Annotated in this window: 16 protein-coding genes; 3 read left to right on the forward strand and 13 right to left on the reverse strand. The window is 69.0% G+C overall.

Annotation, left to right across the window (positions count from 1 at the left end; all coding sequences use genetic code 11):
* Nucleotides 1–144: 144 nt before the first annotated feature.
* Entirely contained in the window at nt 145–999 is an 855-nt protein-coding gene (locus ACQHIV_RS24320; protein ID WP_427885398.1) for a hypothetical protein, read from the reverse strand.
* Nucleotides 1,000–1,203: 204 nt separating this feature from the next.
* Here ACQHIV_RS24320 and ACQHIV_RS24325 point away from each other — a divergent pair, with 204 nt between their 5' ends.
* A complete protein-coding gene (locus ACQHIV_RS24325; RefSeq protein WP_427885400.1) occupies nt 1,204–1,791 on the forward strand; it encodes a hypothetical protein in 588 nt (195 codons plus the stop codon).
* Here ACQHIV_RS24325 and ACQHIV_RS24330 read toward each other — a convergent pair.
* The 5 genes from ACQHIV_RS24330 to ACQHIV_RS24350 are packed head-to-tail and all read right to left on the reverse strand — an operon-like array spanning nt 1,788 to nt 7,230.
* Nucleotides 1,788–2,786, reverse strand: coding sequence for a LacI family DNA-binding transcriptional regulator (locus ACQHIV_RS24330; protein ID WP_427885402.1), 999 nt, complete (start codon nt 2,784–2,786; stop codon nt 1,788–1,790). The two genes, ACQHIV_RS24325 and ACQHIV_RS24330, sit on opposite strands and share 4 nt — an antisense overlap.
* A gap of 13 nt (nt 2,787–2,799) precedes the next feature.
* Complete coding sequence (locus ACQHIV_RS24335; RefSeq protein ID WP_427885404.1) at nt 2,800–3,618, reverse strand: carbohydrate ABC transporter permease; 819 nt, start codon at nt 3,616–3,618, stop codon at nt 2,800–2,802.
* Nucleotides 3,615–4,511 carry a carbohydrate ABC transporter permease gene (locus tag ACQHIV_RS24340; RefSeq protein WP_427885406.1) on the reverse strand — a complete coding sequence of 299 codons (897 nt, stop codon included), beginning with the start codon at nt 4,509–4,511 and terminating at the stop codon, nt 3,615–3,617. Before ACQHIV_RS24340 ends, ACQHIV_RS24335 begins: the two co-directional genes overlap by 4 nt.
* Nucleotides 4,508–5,767, reverse strand: coding sequence for an extracellular solute-binding protein (locus ACQHIV_RS24345; protein WP_427885408.1), 1,260 nt, complete (start codon nt 5,765–5,767; stop codon nt 4,508–4,510). Before ACQHIV_RS24345 ends, ACQHIV_RS24340 begins: the two co-directional genes overlap by 4 nt.
* A complete protein-coding gene (locus ACQHIV_RS24350; RefSeq protein WP_427885409.1) occupies nt 5,764–7,230 on the reverse strand; it encodes a sulfatase-like hydrolase/transferase in 1,467 nt (488 codons plus the stop codon). The genes ACQHIV_RS24345 and ACQHIV_RS24350 overlap by 4 nt, the downstream gene beginning before the upstream one ends.
* Nucleotides 7,231–7,332: 102 nt before the next feature.
* Between ACQHIV_RS24350 and ACQHIV_RS24355 the strand changes: the two genes are divergently transcribed.
* On the forward strand, nt 7,333–7,530 hold the full coding sequence (locus ACQHIV_RS24355) for a hypothetical protein (protein WP_427885411.1): 198 nt from the start codon (nt 7,333–7,335) through the stop codon (nt 7,528–7,530).
* On the opposite strand, the gene ACQHIV_RS24360 is transcribed toward ACQHIV_RS24355, so the two are convergent.
* The 3 genes from ACQHIV_RS24360 to ACQHIV_RS24370 all read right to left on the reverse strand — a co-directional run bounded on the left by ACQHIV_RS24360 (nt 7,523) and on the right by ACQHIV_RS24370 (nt 11,132).
* Nucleotides 7,523–8,146: an aspartate/glutamate racemase family protein gene (locus ACQHIV_RS24360; protein WP_427885413.1), complete on the reverse strand. Its 624-nt coding sequence runs from the start codon at nt 8,144–8,146 to the stop codon at nt 7,523–7,525. The two genes, ACQHIV_RS24355 and ACQHIV_RS24360, sit on opposite strands and share 8 nt — an antisense overlap.
* Before the next feature lie 38 nt (nt 8,147–8,184).
* On the reverse strand, nt 8,185–10,377 hold the full coding sequence (locus ACQHIV_RS24365) for a carbohydrate-binding protein (RefSeq protein ID WP_427885415.1): 2,193 nt from the start codon (nt 10,375–10,377) through the stop codon (nt 8,185–8,187).
* A gap of 104 nt (nt 10,378–10,481) precedes the next feature.
* Nucleotides 10,482–11,132, reverse strand: coding sequence for a DUF1345 domain-containing protein (locus ACQHIV_RS24370; RefSeq protein ID WP_427885417.1), 651 nt, complete (start codon nt 11,130–11,132; stop codon nt 10,482–10,484).
* A gap of 91 nt (nt 11,133–11,223) precedes the next feature.
* Between ACQHIV_RS24370 and ACQHIV_RS24375 the strand changes: the two genes are divergently transcribed.
* Complete coding sequence (locus ACQHIV_RS24375) at nt 11,224–11,667, forward strand: hypothetical protein (protein ID WP_427885419.1); 444 nt, start codon at nt 11,224–11,226, stop codon at nt 11,665–11,667.
* Nucleotides 11,668–11,670: 3 nt separating this feature from the next.
* On the opposite strand, the gene ACQHIV_RS24380 is transcribed toward ACQHIV_RS24375, so the two are convergent.
* The 4 genes from ACQHIV_RS24380 to ACQHIV_RS24395 all read right to left on the reverse strand — a co-directional run bounded on the left by ACQHIV_RS24380 (nt 11,671) and on the right by ACQHIV_RS24395 (nt 14,808).
* Nucleotides 11,671–12,057, reverse strand: a complete 387-nt coding sequence (locus tag ACQHIV_RS24380) for a hypothetical protein (RefSeq protein ID WP_427885421.1) — start codon at nt 12,055–12,057, stop codon at nt 11,671–11,673.
* Between the two features lie 75 nt (nt 12,058–12,132).
* The gene (locus ACQHIV_RS24385) at nt 12,133–12,462 is read right to left on the reverse strand and encodes a cupin domain-containing protein (RefSeq protein ID WP_427885422.1); all 330 of its coding nucleotides are present in this window, start codon (nt 12,460–12,462) and stop codon (nt 12,133–12,135) included.
* A 68-nt stretch (nt 12,463–12,530) separates the two neighbouring features.
* Complete coding sequence (locus tag ACQHIV_RS24390) at nt 12,531–13,646, reverse strand: ring-opening amidohydrolase (protein ID WP_427885423.1); 1,116 nt, start codon at nt 13,644–13,646, stop codon at nt 12,531–12,533.
* On the reverse strand, nt 13,636–14,808 hold the full coding sequence (locus ACQHIV_RS24395) for an amidohydrolase (RefSeq protein WP_427885425.1): 1,173 nt from the start codon (nt 14,806–14,808) through the stop codon (nt 13,636–13,638). Before ACQHIV_RS24395 ends, ACQHIV_RS24390 begins: the two co-directional genes overlap by 11 nt.
* Nucleotides 14,809–14,810: the final 2 nt, after the last annotated feature.

Genomic DNA, 14,810 nt, shown 5'->3' on the forward strand with positions numbered 1-14,810 from the left:
CAAGTTTCGAAGAAGTGCTCACTAACACTCACTTAAACGTTAACCCGGACCGTAAACCTCCGCCGCCCCTCAACGCAAGAGCCGACGGCCGCGGGGACTCGAGAACCCGCGGCCGCCGGCCGTCTTCGGTGTTTCAGTACGTGATCAGCAGCGCACGATCAGCCCCGTCAGCGCGGTGCACGTCCGGGTGGCCTTGTCGTTCGCCGCCACCGGGTCGTCCGGCGAACTCGCCGTACGCTCAGCGGTCGCCGTCAGCGAGCCGACCGTCAGCAGGGTGGTGTCCGCCGCCACCGTGCGCGTCGTACTCGCGCCGGCCGCCAGCGAGGCGACGTCGCAGTTGACCGACCGCGTCGTACCGACCCGCGTGCAGGTCGACCCCGCGTAGACCAGGCCGGCCGGGTACGTACCGACGACCCGGATCCCCGACGCGTCGGCCGGCCCGTTGTTCCTGACCGTGATCGTGTACGTGATCCGCGCGGTCAGCACACTCCGCACCGACGCGGAGATGGTGACGGCGAGGTCGGCCGCGGTCGGCGCCTGCGTGACGGTCAGCGCCGGCCCGTCGAAGATGTCGAACGCGTAGTTCTCCCCGATGAACTGGTGCTGCAGTGTGATCGTCCCGAGCGGCGCGTCGTCCTTCACCCGGAACGTGAAGGTCACCGTCCGGGACTCTCCGGGCGGTACGTCGCCGACGCCGCCGCGGACGCTGGTCCCGAGCGTGTCGCAGGCGTAGGCACCCGGACACGACACCAGGTCGACCATGGCCGGCAGCGACGTCTCCTTCGCGTACAGGCCCGCCTTCCCGCCCGTGATGGTGAAGTCCCGGTCGTTGTACACGGTCTGCGTGACCGTGAACGTCCCCCCGCGGGCGACCGAGGTCGCACCCACAACGATCGCGCTGGTCGGCGGCACCGCACTCGCGACCGCCGGCAATGTGACGAGTCCCGCGCCGACGACAGCCGTCGTCAGCGCAGCACGAAATGCTCTCCAAGCATGCACAGCCCAACCCCCTGGTCCCCATGAATCCCCAGCTGCCCCCACAGCCCGCCCGACAGGCGGTGAAAGCAGTATGGAGTCAGCACTGTCCGTGGTCAACGACCTGGAAAATCCCTCGAAATCGCAGTCAACCTTTCGGCGCTCCAGGGTGTCTCAGTGGGTGCGCCGCTCAACAAGGGGCCGCGCAGAATCTTGGGGGAACACATGATGAAGCGGATCGTGACCGGGGTGGCGGCACTGGCGGGCGCGGGTGCACTCCTGCTCGGCGGGGCGCTGCCGAGCCACGCGGCGACGCCGGCCGTTGCGGCGAGCAACAGCTCGGCCGTCGCCTACAAGCTCCGGTACTTCAACCACTCCAGCGAGGGCTACCACGCGAGCGCCGTGCTGCCGGCGAACTGGCGGCTCGTCCAGCTGTCCATCTGGCACGCGCGGTTCGACGACCGCGCGCACAACCGGATGGTCCGGATCAACACGGCGTACAACGGGAATCTCGGCACCGTCACCGCGCTGAACCAGAAGATCAAGTCGCTGAAGAACACCCGCGGCCTGCACATCGTCGGTACGTCGACCGTGACGATGAGGTCGACCACCGGCCAGGGCCCGCTGCGCGCGAGCACCGTCGTCTACACGTACCGCAGCGGCAACACCACCCGCTGGGTCGCGACCCGGTACGTCGGCTGGTCCGGCCGGAACGCCGCCGACGTCGAGTTCTCGGTGGCGGGCGCGCCGAAGGACAGCAAGATGCTCGGAGCAACGATCAACAAGGCGACCGTCTCGCTCACCCTGGCCGGCTAGCTGATTCCGGCCGTGCTCTCGCGGACCACGAGGGTGAACGGCGCCTGCAGGCGGACGGGGGCGCCGCCGGGTCGCTGATCGCGTAACGCCTGCAGGGCCAGGCGCGCGATCGCGACCCGGTCGGGGGCGACCGTGGTCAGGGTCGGGAGGGTGGCGAGGTCGTACGGGATGTCGTCGAACCCGACCACGGCGACGTCCTGCGGGATCCGGAGCCCCCGCAGGACAAGGGCCCGGATCGCGCCCATCGCGAGCCAGTCGGTCGCGGTGAACACCGCGTCCGGCGCCGGATGCCCGGAGGCGAGCCACTCGCCGAGGGTGCGTTCGGCGTCCTGACCGCGCAGCCCGCCGGTCGGCAGCACGATGTCCTCGTCGACCGGCAGCCCGGCCGCGGCGAGCGCGTCGCGGTACCCGTTGATCCGTTCGTCGTCCATCCGCGGGCCGGGCGCCAGCGCCATCACCTGGCGGCGACCCAGCGACAGCAGGTGCTCGGTCGCCACCCGGCCGGCCTCCCGGTTGTCGATCCCGACGTGGTCGGCGTGATGCTCGGTGCCGGCCTTCTCCCCCAGCAGTACGAGCGGGAGTCCCGGGGCGCGGCCTTGCACGTCCTCGGGGGTCAGGCCGAGCGGGCTCATCACGATCCCGTCCAGCCGGGCCGGATGCCGGTCGTTCAGCAGCGCCAGCTCCGCCTCCCGGCGCCCGCCGGTCTGGTGGAACTGCACGATCCACCCGAACGCCTCGGCCTCGTCGAGCATCCGCGCCGCCAGCGACGCGAAGTACGGCCGGTCGAGCTGCGGTACGGCGAGCGCGATCACGCCGCTGCGGCCCTGGGCGAGGTTCCGGGCCGCGATGTTCGGCCGGTAGCCGAGCTTGTCGATCGCGGCGAGCACCTTCTGCCGGGTCTCCTCGCGGACGTGCTCGGCACCGTTGACGACGTTCGACACCGTCTTCATCGACACCCCGGCCGCCTCGGCGACATCGGTCAAGCGCGGCCTCATAGCTGGCAGGATCTCATTTGAGCCCGGTATGAGCCATTCCGGCCAGGATCCGGCGCTGGAAGACCACGAACACCACGACCACCGGCACCAGCGTCACGACGCTCATCGCGAACAGCGCGCCCCACTCCGAACTGCCGGTCGCGTCCAGGAACCCGCGCAGCGCGACCGGGACCGTCAGCTTGGTCCTGGTGGACAGGTAGATCAGCTGGCTGAAGAAGTTGTTCCAGGTCCAGATGAACGAGAAGATCGCGGTCGTCACCAGCGCCGGCGACAGCAGCGGCAGGATGATCCGCCGGTAGATCCCCCAGTAGCCGCAGCCGTCGATCCGGGCCGCGTCGTCCAGCTCGACCGGGATCGACCGGATGAACTGCACCATCAGGAACACGAAGAACGCGTCGGTGGCCAGGAAGCTCGGCACGATCATCGGCCAGAACGAGTCGATCCAGTCCAGCTTCCGAAAGATCGAGTACTGCGCGATCAGCGTCACGTGCGCGGGCAGCATCAGCGTCGCGAGCAACAACGCGAACAACGCCTTCCGGCCGACGAACGTCAGCCGCGCGAACGCGTACGCGGTCAGCGAGCAGGTGATCAGGTTGCCGATCACCACCGCCGCGCAGATGATCAGCGAGTTCACGATGTACACGCCGAAGCTCGTCCCGGTCGAGGACCAGCCGAGCGCGTAGTTGCCGAGCGTCGGGTGCTCCGGGATCAGCCCCGGATGGTCGAAGATCTCGGTGTTCTTGCGCAGCGAGGCGCTGACCATCCAGAGCAGCGGGTAGAGCATGATCAGCGCGCCGGCGGTCAGCCCGGTGTGCGCCAGTACGCGTCTCATCGGCGTACCCCTTCGTCTCCGTAGAACACCCAGGTGCGGCCGAGGACGAAGTTCAGCCCGGTGAAGACCGCGATGATCAGCAGCAGCACCCAGGCCATCGCGGCGGCGTACCCCATCTTGAAGTTGCCGAACGCCTGCTGGTACAGGTACAGCGTGTAGAACAGCGTCGAGTCCGACGGTCCGCCCTTGCCGCCGCTGATCACGAACGCCGGCGTGAACGCCTGGAACGCGCCGATGATCTGCAGTACCAGGTTGAAGAACACCACCGGCGACAGCAGCGGCAGCGTGACCCGCCAGAACCGTTGCCAACGGCCCGCACCGTCGACCTCGGCGGCCTCCAGCACCTCGTCCGGGATCTGCCGCAGCCCGGCCAGGAAGATCACCATCGGCGCGCCGAACTGCCAGACCCGGAGCACGATCAGCGTCCACAACGCCGTACCGGGCTCGGAGATCCAGCCGCGGCCGTGGATCCCGAACACGCCGAGGATGTCGTTCAGCAGGCCGTCGCTGCCGAAGATCTGCTGCCAGAGCAGGGCGATCGCGACACTGCCACCGAGCAGGCTCGGCACGTAGTACAGCGCCCGGTAGACGGCGAGGCCCTTGAGCCCACGGTTCAGCAGTACGGCGACCGCGAGCGCGAAGGTCATCTCGAGCGGGACCGAGACGCCGACGTAGATGAACGTGACCTTCAGCGACTGCAGGTACCGCGAGTCGTGGAAGAGCGCTGTGTAGTTGTGCAGGCCCTGCCACTCGGGGGTGTTGAGCAGCGCATAGTCGGTGAACGAGTAGTAGAGCGACAGCAGCATCGGGCCGATGGTCAGACCAACGAGCCCGATCAGCCAAGGCAGCAGGAACAGGTACGCCGGAACGCTCTGCCGGAGTCGAGCGATCACTGGCCCAAGGTCTTCCCGGCCAGGTCGACGAACTCCTGCGCACCCTTCGCCGGATCGCTCTTGCCGAAGCCGATGTTCTCGGCGATCCGGCCGAACCCGGTGAGCAGCTCGCCGTACCCCTTCGGCCACGGCTTCGGCGACGGCCCGACCTTGTCCGCGATGTCCTCGACGTACTTGATCGCCCGCGCGCCGGCCGATCCGGCGTCGGCGGCGACCAGGTCGCGCGCCTTCTTCGACGGTGGTACGCCGAGCAGGATGCCGATCGCCTTGATCGCCTTCTCGTCGTTCAGCAGGAACCCGATCAGCTTGGCCGCGTCCTCGGGGTGCTTGCTCGCCGACGAGATCGACCACAGGTCGAGGCCCTTGACGAACTGGCCCTTCAGGTCACCCGCCGTACCCTGCGGCACCGGCAGCACGGACAGCGGATTCTTCACCACCGGCTGGTAGAACGTGACCTGCTGGACCCAGCCGAACTGCAGCGGAGCTTTGCCCTTGGCAACCAGCGACTTCTCGATCGCGGTCGTCTCGGCGCTGATGTTCTGCGCGGGCGCCGCCTTCGCCTTGCGCAGGTCCGCCCAGTACTGGAACCACTCCTGCACGGTGTCCTTGCTGGTGGCAAGTTTTCCGCCGTCGTCGGAGAACAGCTCGGTGCCGTGCTGGCGCGCGTACACCTCGAACAGCTGGAAGTTCCCGGCCTGGTCGGTGGATCCGTACGAGCCTTGCACCGATCCGCTGTAGTCGCGGGCGAACTCGGCGAACTTGTCCCACGTCCAGCCCTGCGCCGGGACGGTCCCGCCGGCCTTCTGCACGGCGGCCTCGTCGAGGTACATCGCGTAGCTGATCGAGCTCTGCCCGATGCCGTAGTTCTTCCCGTCGGTCAGCCCGCTGTCCGCGACGTCCTTGTCCAGGCCGGACGTGTCGATGCCTGCCGAGCTCAGGTCCTTCAGCGCGCTCCGCCCCGCGTAGTCGCTGAAGTAGCTCATCGACATCCGCAGTACGTCGGGAGCGTTGCCGCCAGAGGTCTGCGTGGCGAGCTTGTCCCAGTAGTCGTCGAACGGCGCGCTCTCCGCGGTGTACTCCGCGCCACCGCTCGCCTTCCAGGCATCCAGCGCCTTGTTGAGCGCCTTCGTCACCGGATCCGGGCCGTACCAGGAAATCCGCATCGGTCCGGACTTCCCGGAGCAGCCGGGGATCGTGATCGCGGCAGCTGTCGCGGCGCCGAGCCCGAACAGGGTACGGCGGCTGAATGTGCTCATGGTGCTTCTCCTTGGGGAGCCCACCGCCAGTTGTGGGGCAGGCGGAGCGGGATGTAGTTGCCGTTCGGGAGGTCGTCGGTCAGCCGCGCCTGCCAGCGGGTGAGCTGGTGCAGCAGGCGGGCCCGGACGGCCAGGTGCTGTTCGTCGTCGAAGAGGTTCACGAGCTCAGCCGGGTCGGTGTCCAGGTCGTAGAGCTCGCCCGGCAGGTCCGCGTGGACGACGAGCTTCCACTGACCGCTGCGCAGCATCCGGGCGGCGCCCGACTGCGTGACGGTGTTGAGCTCGTCGAAGGTCGGGCCTTCGTAGCTGAAGTGCAGCGGGGGGCGGGCGGTCACGTCGTACGCGCGGCCGCCGTAGCCCTGCTCGGCGATGATGGTTCCGAATTCGTTGTCCGGGGCTTTCCCGCCGTGCGCCAGTGGCAGCAGGCTGCGGCCCTGGACGCCGTCGGGGATGGGTTGGCCGACGGCCTCGCAGATGGTGGGCAGGACGTCGACGATCGAGACCGGTTCGTCGCGTTGCTGTGGCTCGATGCCGTCGCCGGCGACGATCAGCGGGATCCGCATCAGGAACTCGGACAGCCCGGCGCCCTTGCGCTGCAGGCCGTATTCGCCGACGTAGTCACCGTGGTCGGCGAGCACGATCGTCAGGCGCGGTCTGCCGCGGTTCGCCAGGCCGTCGTGCAGGCGGCTGATCTGGTCGTCGAGCAGCCGGAGCATGCCGAGGTAGTTCGCGGTGTAACGGCGCCAGTTGTCGTCGTACCCGGGACGCTTCTCCTCCTGGAGTTTGCGCAGCCAGGCGTAGGTACCTTGCTTGACGTTTGTTGCCTCCGGCCCCGTCAGGCGGTCCGGGACCTCCTCGGGTGCGACGAGGTCGAAGTACGGCCGCGGGACCTGGTACGGGTTGTGCGGCTCGGGGTACGAGACCCAGAACAGGCCGGGGCGGTCCGGGTCCGCGTCGTCGATCGCCCGCAGCGCGTCGCTGGTGATCCGGTACGGGAGCTGGGTGGTGACGTCGTACGGCGTGGGCTCGTCGGCGACGCCGTGGTCGAGCCGCTCGAGCCATTCGTCGAACGCCTCCTCGTCGGCGGTCCGTTCGGGTCCCCGCGTGTGGAAGTACGGCCCGGCGTACGTGTCGAAGTCGGACGGTCCGCGGTGCATGTGGGGCTTGCCGGCGAAGTGCAGCTGGTAGTCGGCAGCCCGCAGTACGTCGAGCAGGTCCTGCTCGTAGTAGGCGTACTGCGCGTTGCTGTTCTGGCGGACCCGGTGCGCGCTCGGGAACCGCCCGGTGAGCAGGCTGGTGCGCGCCGGAACACACGCCGGCGCCGCCGTGTACGCGTTCCGGAAGTCCGTCCCACCGGCCGCCAGCGCGTCCACGAACGGCATCGTGTCCACGCCGTACCCACTCCGCCGCGTCAGCCCCACCCGCTGCTGATCAGTCATCACGATGACGATGTCCGGCCGCACGTAACCTCCAATTTACAGCGCTGTAATGCAGCGCTGTAAACCCTGCCGCACGGAACGGTCGACCGTCAAGAGGTGACCGGCCGGCCGGATATCATCGCCGCCATGATCAACGAGCCGGCCAGCCGCCGGATGATCCTCACCACCACCGCGATCGGCATCGTCCTCGCCGTCGCCGGACTGGTCGCCCGGCCGGCCAACATCACGGTCGCGGTATTCCTCTTCCTCGGCGCGGGGATCGTCTTCTCAGTCGCCGGCTACGCCACCCTCGACCGCCTGGCCGCCCGCCGCAAGGTCAACTGAGCTTCTCCGCCAACCGGCGAACGCCGCGCTCCGGACTGGTCAGCACCACCCGCGAAGCCCCCTCCGCCGCCGACGCCATCGACGCCTGCGCCAGCACGATCACGTCCCCGGACGCCGCCTCGATCGCCGCCGCGACCAGCGCGTCGTGCCGCGCCCGGTCCCCCGCCACCGCCGCCTCGAACGCCCCCTCGACAACGACCTCGTCGATCTCCACCGCCCGCCCGGCGAGCTCGGCCCGCTCCCGCAGCAGCGCGGCCGTCGGCCGAACCGTCGTCGGCAACGTGGCAATCACCGTGACCTGCCCACCGCCCGCCACCGCCGCGTCCGCCATCGCCTCGTCGACGCGATACACCGGTACGCCGAGCCGCTCGGCCAGCGGCCCGGCGTACTGCGAGATCGACGAACACGTGAACATCAACGCCTCCGCCCCGGCCGCGACCGCCGCGTCGCCGAGATCCGCCAGCCGCCGCGCGACGTCCGCACCCGCACCGAGGTCGGCGACGATCTTGTCGTCCAGCAGGTTCTGCACCTCGACTCCCGGCAGATGCTCCGCCGCGAGCCGGGCGAACGTCGGGATGACAACAGCTCCGGTATGCACGAAGGCAACGCGTCCCACGGCGGACTCCAGACGACTAGATATTCAGTATCGGCTGTTCATTCAACCACCGACAGTCGCAGGTAGTCGAGGTTGAAGCCGCCGGTCTCGCAGTAGACGGTGATCGCCTGATCCCCGGCCGGCAGCGCAACCTGTGTGCTGATCGACTGGTAGTTCGCCCAACCACCCGTGTCCGGCACAGTGACCTTGCTCAGCACGGCCCCACTGGCATCCCGGATCGAGATCGCATCCGGAGCCGGGGCGCCGGTGCCGTTCGCGACCCGCAACTCCAGGTTGTACGTCCCCTGCGCGACGTCGACGCGGTACTGCAGCCAGTTCCCCGCCGCCGTCCAGCCGACGTTCTTCCCGCCGCTCGCGGCCGCGTTGTTCTCGATGAAGTTCGCGCCACCCTCGGTCCAGCCGTGCTGGGCGACGTACGACTCCGCCTCGATCTTCTCGCCCGCCGGCGCGCCATGCGGCCGCACCGTCACGTGCACCGTGACGTCGTCGTGCGCCGCGCCGTCCGTCACCCGGAACTTCAGGTCCTGCTCGCCGGAAACCGTGGGATGCATCGTCACCAGCCCGGTGTCCGCGTCGAGTGTGACACCTGCCGGCAGGTCGGTCGCGTAGTACGCCAGCCGGTCGTGGTCGGGATCGGTCGCCCGCAACTGGAGCTGCGTGGTCCGGTACTGGTCCGCGGTCACCGGCTGCACGTCCTCGAACCGCGGCGCACGGCTCCGGTGCGGAACCTGGCCGTGCCAGCGGTACGTCGCATACGCGCCGGCCGGGACCGTCACCGTGAACGACCTGCCCGCCAGCGTGATCCGTACCGCCCTCGGCGTTGCGTTGGCGTTCCCAACGACCGCGACGAAGTTGTCGCCGGGGTCCTTGTACACGACGTTGCTGATCCCGTTCGCCGTACCGCTCGACTCGACCCGGGTATGCTCCGGCCCGAGGTACTTCGCGAACTGCCCCAGTGCGTACAGCTCGTCCCGGACCGAGAACGTCTTCGTACTCGTGTTCACGGTGACCAGCCGGTTCGGCCACTTCGTCGTCCGGCCGACCTCGTTCCAGTCGACGTTGTTGTCGCGGGCCGGCGTCCAGTGCAGCGTGCCGCCGTCCTGGTCGGTGGTCTGCGCCCACAGCACGTACGACGACGCGTCGAGGCGGAAGTAGTCCAGAACGGTCCCCGGATTCAGGTCACTGGTTTCCGTCATGTGCACGGGCTTCCCGTACTGCTCGTACGCGTCCCGCATCACCGTCGGATCACCCCAGTACGGGTGGAACGCGATCGCGTCCGCGGCGGCGCGCGTCTTCGGGTCGTCGAAGATCCGGTAGTAGTTCTTGGTCGCCGTACTGTTCGGGTCCCGCCAGTCCCAGAAGTTGAAGTCGTGCACGTACAGCTGGGTGCGCAGCCCGGCGCGCCGTACCTCGCGCTTGACCGCGACCGCGAGCTTCTGCTGCTGCGCGACGCTGATGTCCATCGCCGGGTAGACCACGTCGATCCCCGGCTCGTTGAGCAGCGTCAGTGCGTCGACCGTGATCCCGTACTTCGCATAGGCCTGCAGGTACTTCACGTAGTACTTCGCGAACACGTCGATGCAGTCGTCGCGAAGCTTGCCGACCTGGTAGTACGACGTCGTACTCCCGGGCTGCAGCGCGACCTCGCCGGTGAACCGGTTGTTGGTCTTCATCCAGGCGGGCGCACTCCACGCCGACGCGAAGAACGTGGCCCGCGGGTTGTACTTCTGGATCAGCTTCACGGTGTCGACGATGTGCAGGTCGACGTCCCGCTTGATCGAGAAGTACTTCAGGCCCCGGTCCTCGGCGACCCCGGCCGGCGGCTCGTCGTACGACCAGAACGGCAGGTGCTCGATGAGGTCGGGGCTGCCGATCGTCAGCCGGAACCGGTCGAATCCGGCGCCGGTCTTCGGGTCCACCAGCAGCCGCACCGCCCGCTCCCGCTGCTCGGCGGTCAGCTTCCACAGGTTCGACACGCTGGTCTCGTCGAGCGAGAACCCGATCCCGGTGTACTTCTGCCTGCTGCTGCTCGGGTCCACCACGATCGTGCTGTCGGCCGGCCCGTCGTTCCCGACGTACGTCGACGGCAACGGCTGCCAGGCGTGCGCGGCGCCGGCCGAGTACGTGCCCTGGACCACCGCCCCGTGCTCCGCCATCGCCTGCCCACCGCCCGCGGCGAGCCCCGCCGCCACCACGCCGATTGCCACCGTCAGCCCCAGAGTTCGCCTCACGAAACCTCCCACGTCGACCGGAAAGCCCTTTCAGGCAGGCCGACTGTAGGTTCGGAAACCGGCGCGCAACACCCCCTGCCGGTTCCGGAACTGGTTCCGGAACCTCAGCTCGAGGCGATGCCCGCGACCAGGTTGATCGTCGCCGCCAGGATGACCGTCGAGAAGACGTAGGCGAGCAGGCAGTGCCGCAGTACGACGGCCCGGATCGCGCTGGTGGACACGCTGGTGTCGGACACCTGGAAGGTCATGCCGAGGTTGTAGCTGAAGTAGAAGAAGTCCCGGTACGACGGGACCTCGGCCTCGTTGTTGAAGTCGATCCCGCCCTCGGGCTCCCGGAAGTACAGGTGCGCGTAGCGGGCGGCGTACATCAGATGCACCGTCGCCCAGGTCATGAACACCCCGACGAGCCCGACCGCGGCGGCGGTGTGCCGGGTGCCGGAGTTGCCGAGCACCAGCAGTACGCCGATGCCGCTCAGGCTGGCGAGCGCGGTGATCACCACGATCAGCTCCTCGGCGAACGGCCGGAAGTCCTCGCGGCGCGCGTACTCCCGGGTCCGGTCCGCCGACATCGGCCAGAGCACCGCCACCCCGGTGCCGACGAAGGTCGCGGTCGCGACGGTGATCCCGGACAGGATGCCCAACGGGACATTTCCGAGAACGCCGACAACGAGCAGGACCGCACCGCCGACGACCGCGGCGATCGTCAGTCGGAGGACTGGATGGAGCAGCGCACCACGTGTCACGTCGGAAGACATGTTGCCACCGCCAATGAATTCTGTCGCCCACCGCACGCCGTCGTGCGCGACACTGGTACGGGTCCGGCGACGATCGACGAGAGGTTCCGTGATGGACAAGCTACGGGTCAAGGATGCTCTGCTGGCACACCTCGAGGCACATCTGCGGGCGACCGACGCCGCGGTCGGCCGCGAGGACGCGGCGGCCCGGCTCGATCCGGACACCGTTTTCTCGGTCGACGACCAGTCCCAGTCCGACGAGGCCGGCGACCTCGGCGGGTTGTTCGAGCACATCGGCGAACGCGAGCACAGTACGGTCGACGAGGCCAGGCGGCTGGACTTCGCCCCGGCCGCCGAGGTCCGGCCGGGCGCGATCGTCGTACTCGACGGCAGCTCGTACGTCGTGGGCGTGATCAGCTCACCGTTCGAGTGCGACGGGGCGACGTACGAGGGCATGACCACCGACGCCCCGCTGTACGGCGCGATCAAGGGCCTGCACGGCGGCGACAAGTTCACGTACGACGCCACCGAGCACGAGATCGAAGCCGTGTACTGACTGTCAGCGGAGCTGCAGCGAGTAGACGTGCAGCCCGTCGGCCTTCGCGTGCCGGCTGAGGTGCTGCAGGTCGATCAGGAAGTCGACCAGGTCCGCCGCCTTGAGCTCCGGGACGAGTTCCGCCCACGGCGTGGCCAGGTCCTGGAGTTCGTCCTGGTCCCGGTCGGCGAGTTCGCCGGCCAGCCGATCGCCCAGCCGGGAGAGCCCTTCGACGGATGTCTCCAGCCAGCGCTGCTCGTCGTCCGGCAGGTCGTCGACCGACTTCCCCCAGACGAGCTCGATCAGGACGCGGAAGTCGCCGCCACTGAGCGTGATCGCGCTGGTCAGCTGCTCGTCGTCGGACTGCTGCGGAGCGTCGGCGTCGGCGCGGGCCGTGTAGTAGGTAGCCATACCTGCCATCATCGGCGGAATCCGGCGTCGCGGGAGGTGCTTTGTGCCTGCTGACGACAAACTCTGTCGCCGGCGTCAGTGCAGTGCGACCGACAGCACCAGTACGGACGCGGCCCGCGCGTGGACGTCGTGCCGCTGCGGCGGGACGGCCACCAGCTCGCCCGCCTGCAGCTCGACCTCGGTGTCACCGGACCGCAGTACGACCTCACCCTGCAGGCACATCAGCGAAGCATCACCCGGACTCTGGTGCTCCCCGAGCGTCTGCCCCGTGTCCAACGCAATCAACGTCTGCCGCAACCGCGCCCCGCCACGCCCGTACAACGTCGTAGAACTCCGCCCGTTGTCACTCTTCCGAGCCAGCCCAAGATGAACAGCCGCCAACTCCTCAACCCGCAGTACGTCCATCAACCGATCGTACGACTCCAGTCGCACCCCCGCTCAGGTCCAGCCCCTAGCCATAGAACACCCGACAGCTAGTCGCCGACGTCGATCACGGCGGCGAGGGTGCCGCCGCCTACGGGGCCTTGGTGGGTGGCGGAGCCGGAGATCCAGATGAGGTTGTCCTGGAGCCAGCCGGCGAACATGCCGGCCACGGCGGCTTTGACCTCGGTGCCGTACGCCGGGTTTTCGACGACCAGGCGGCGGCCGCGGAGGAGGCCGTTCGGGGGCGGGCCGATCTTGACGTAGACGGCGATCACGCGGGCGCGTTGCTCGGGGGTGAGCGGGCCGGTGCCGACGTCCAGTCCGGCGCGGCGGAGGGCGCGTGGGAGGGCGTCGACGTCGAGCATGTCGGCGACCACCGCATGACCCACCCGCAGCCGTCCGCCGGCGCCGGCGCGGTTGCCGAGCAGGATCAGCTGGGTGTCCGGTCCACCCGCGGCGCCTTCCCATTCGTTCGCGGAGACCGAGGCGCGGCCGGTCCACACGTCCATCCGGACGCCGACCTCGTCCCCGTCGAGCACCGGCAGGCCCTCGACCGCCGTACCGATGCCGAGCGCCGCACTCCCGCTCGTCCGGCGGAACAGCGCGTAGTCGTCGTACGCCGGAATCGCCAGCCCGTCGGCCCGCGCCGCCGCCAACACCTCCTGCGGAACGTGATACGCCTTTCCGATCACGTACTCCGCCAGTTCCGGCTCGATCCCCGCCTCGGCGGCCGCGGCCCGGACGGCGGCCGCGGTCTCCTCGATCACGCGCGACGTACCGGTCCACTCCGGCCGCATCTGCGCGGTCCGGGCCGTCCCGAGGTCGAGGCGCGGACCACCGTCCGCGGCGGGTTCCGCGGGCCGTCGGCTGTAGACCACGAGCTGCGGCGTGAGGATGCCCATGCCACCCGAGGTGAAGACCATCGGGAGCTGCGCGATCTGGTCGTCGGACCGGGTGCCGTGCTCGGACAGGAAGCCGCGGATCGCCTGATCGGCATCGACCCGGCTGGTCTCACCAGGAGTGCAGCCTTCGGTCTTGCCGGTCACCGCGACCACTTCGTCGGGCCGCAGCCGGCCGTCGGCGACCAGCTGGGCCAGCCCGGACACGTCCTTGGAATGCCCGAGCGGCACCTGCACAGCATCGACAGCCATCGGTTCACCGGACATCGCGGGCCTCCTCCGCAATCACACGACCTGCCTTGACGACCACCCGTTCGGCGGGCAGTCCGACGACCGCCTCTCCGACCGTTGCACCCGGCAACAGCACGAAATCGGCGGCGGAACCTTCGCGGACTCCGTGGTCCGGCAGCCCCATCACCCGCCCCGACGTCGCGAGGTCCACGGCGAGCTGCAGGTCCTCGTCGCCACCGAACCCGCACCGCCACGCCAGCAGATACACCTTCAGCACCATGTCCGACCGGTTGAACGGACCCCACGAATCCAGTTGCCCATCGCAACCGACCCCGACCGCGACACCCGCCTCGGCCAGCGCCTTCACCGGCGGCATCGGCCCACCGGACGGCACGCACGTGGTCACACCGATCCCGGCCTCGGCCAGGTCGTCGATGATCCGCGCGGCCCGGTCCGCGGACACCGACCCGAGGAAGTCCGGATGGCTGATCACCACCGGCCGCGGCAACTGGACCGCCTTCGCCCGCTCGATGATCAGGCTCGCCGAGAACGCCCCCAGCTCCCCGTGCTCGTGCAGGTGGATGTCGACTCCGGCGCCATGTCGCTCGGCCAGCTTGAAGATCAGATCGACATGCTCGACGGGATCCCGTTCGTACGAACACGGATCCATCCCGCCGACGACGTCCGCCCCCGCGGCCAGTGCCGCGTCGAGCAGTTCCGCCGTCCCCGGCCGGCCACTTACCCCGCTCTGCGCGAACGCGATCACCTGCATCGTGAGCGAGTCCCGCAGCTCGTCGCGGACCTGTAGCATCCCTTCGACGCCGCTCAGCCCGATCTCCGTGTCCACGTCCGCGAAGGCCCGCGTGTGCGTCGCGCCGTTCGCGACCATCACCTCGGCGTTCCGCCGGATCTGCGTCGCGGCGTCCCAGTCCGGCGCGCTCCGCATCGCCCGCTCGTCGGCGAGCAGCTGGTCCAGGTCCCGCGGCTGCCGCGAGTACCAGGGCCGGCCGAGCATCGACTTGTCGAGATGCGAGTGCGCGTCGACGAACCCCGGGAGCAGCACCTTGCCGGTCCCGTCGATCGCCGGTACGCCGGGCGGCGCCTCGATGCTGTCGGCGATCGCGGAGACGGTCCCGCCGTCGACGAGTACGTCGTACCGGCCGGTGCGATGCGGCAGCAGTACGTTCTGGATGATCACAG

Origin of the sequence: Kribbella polygonati (assembly GCF_050320105.1) — a bacterium.
Classification (GTDB): Bacteria; Actinomycetota; Actinomycetes; order Propionibacteriales; family Kribbellaceae; genus Kribbella.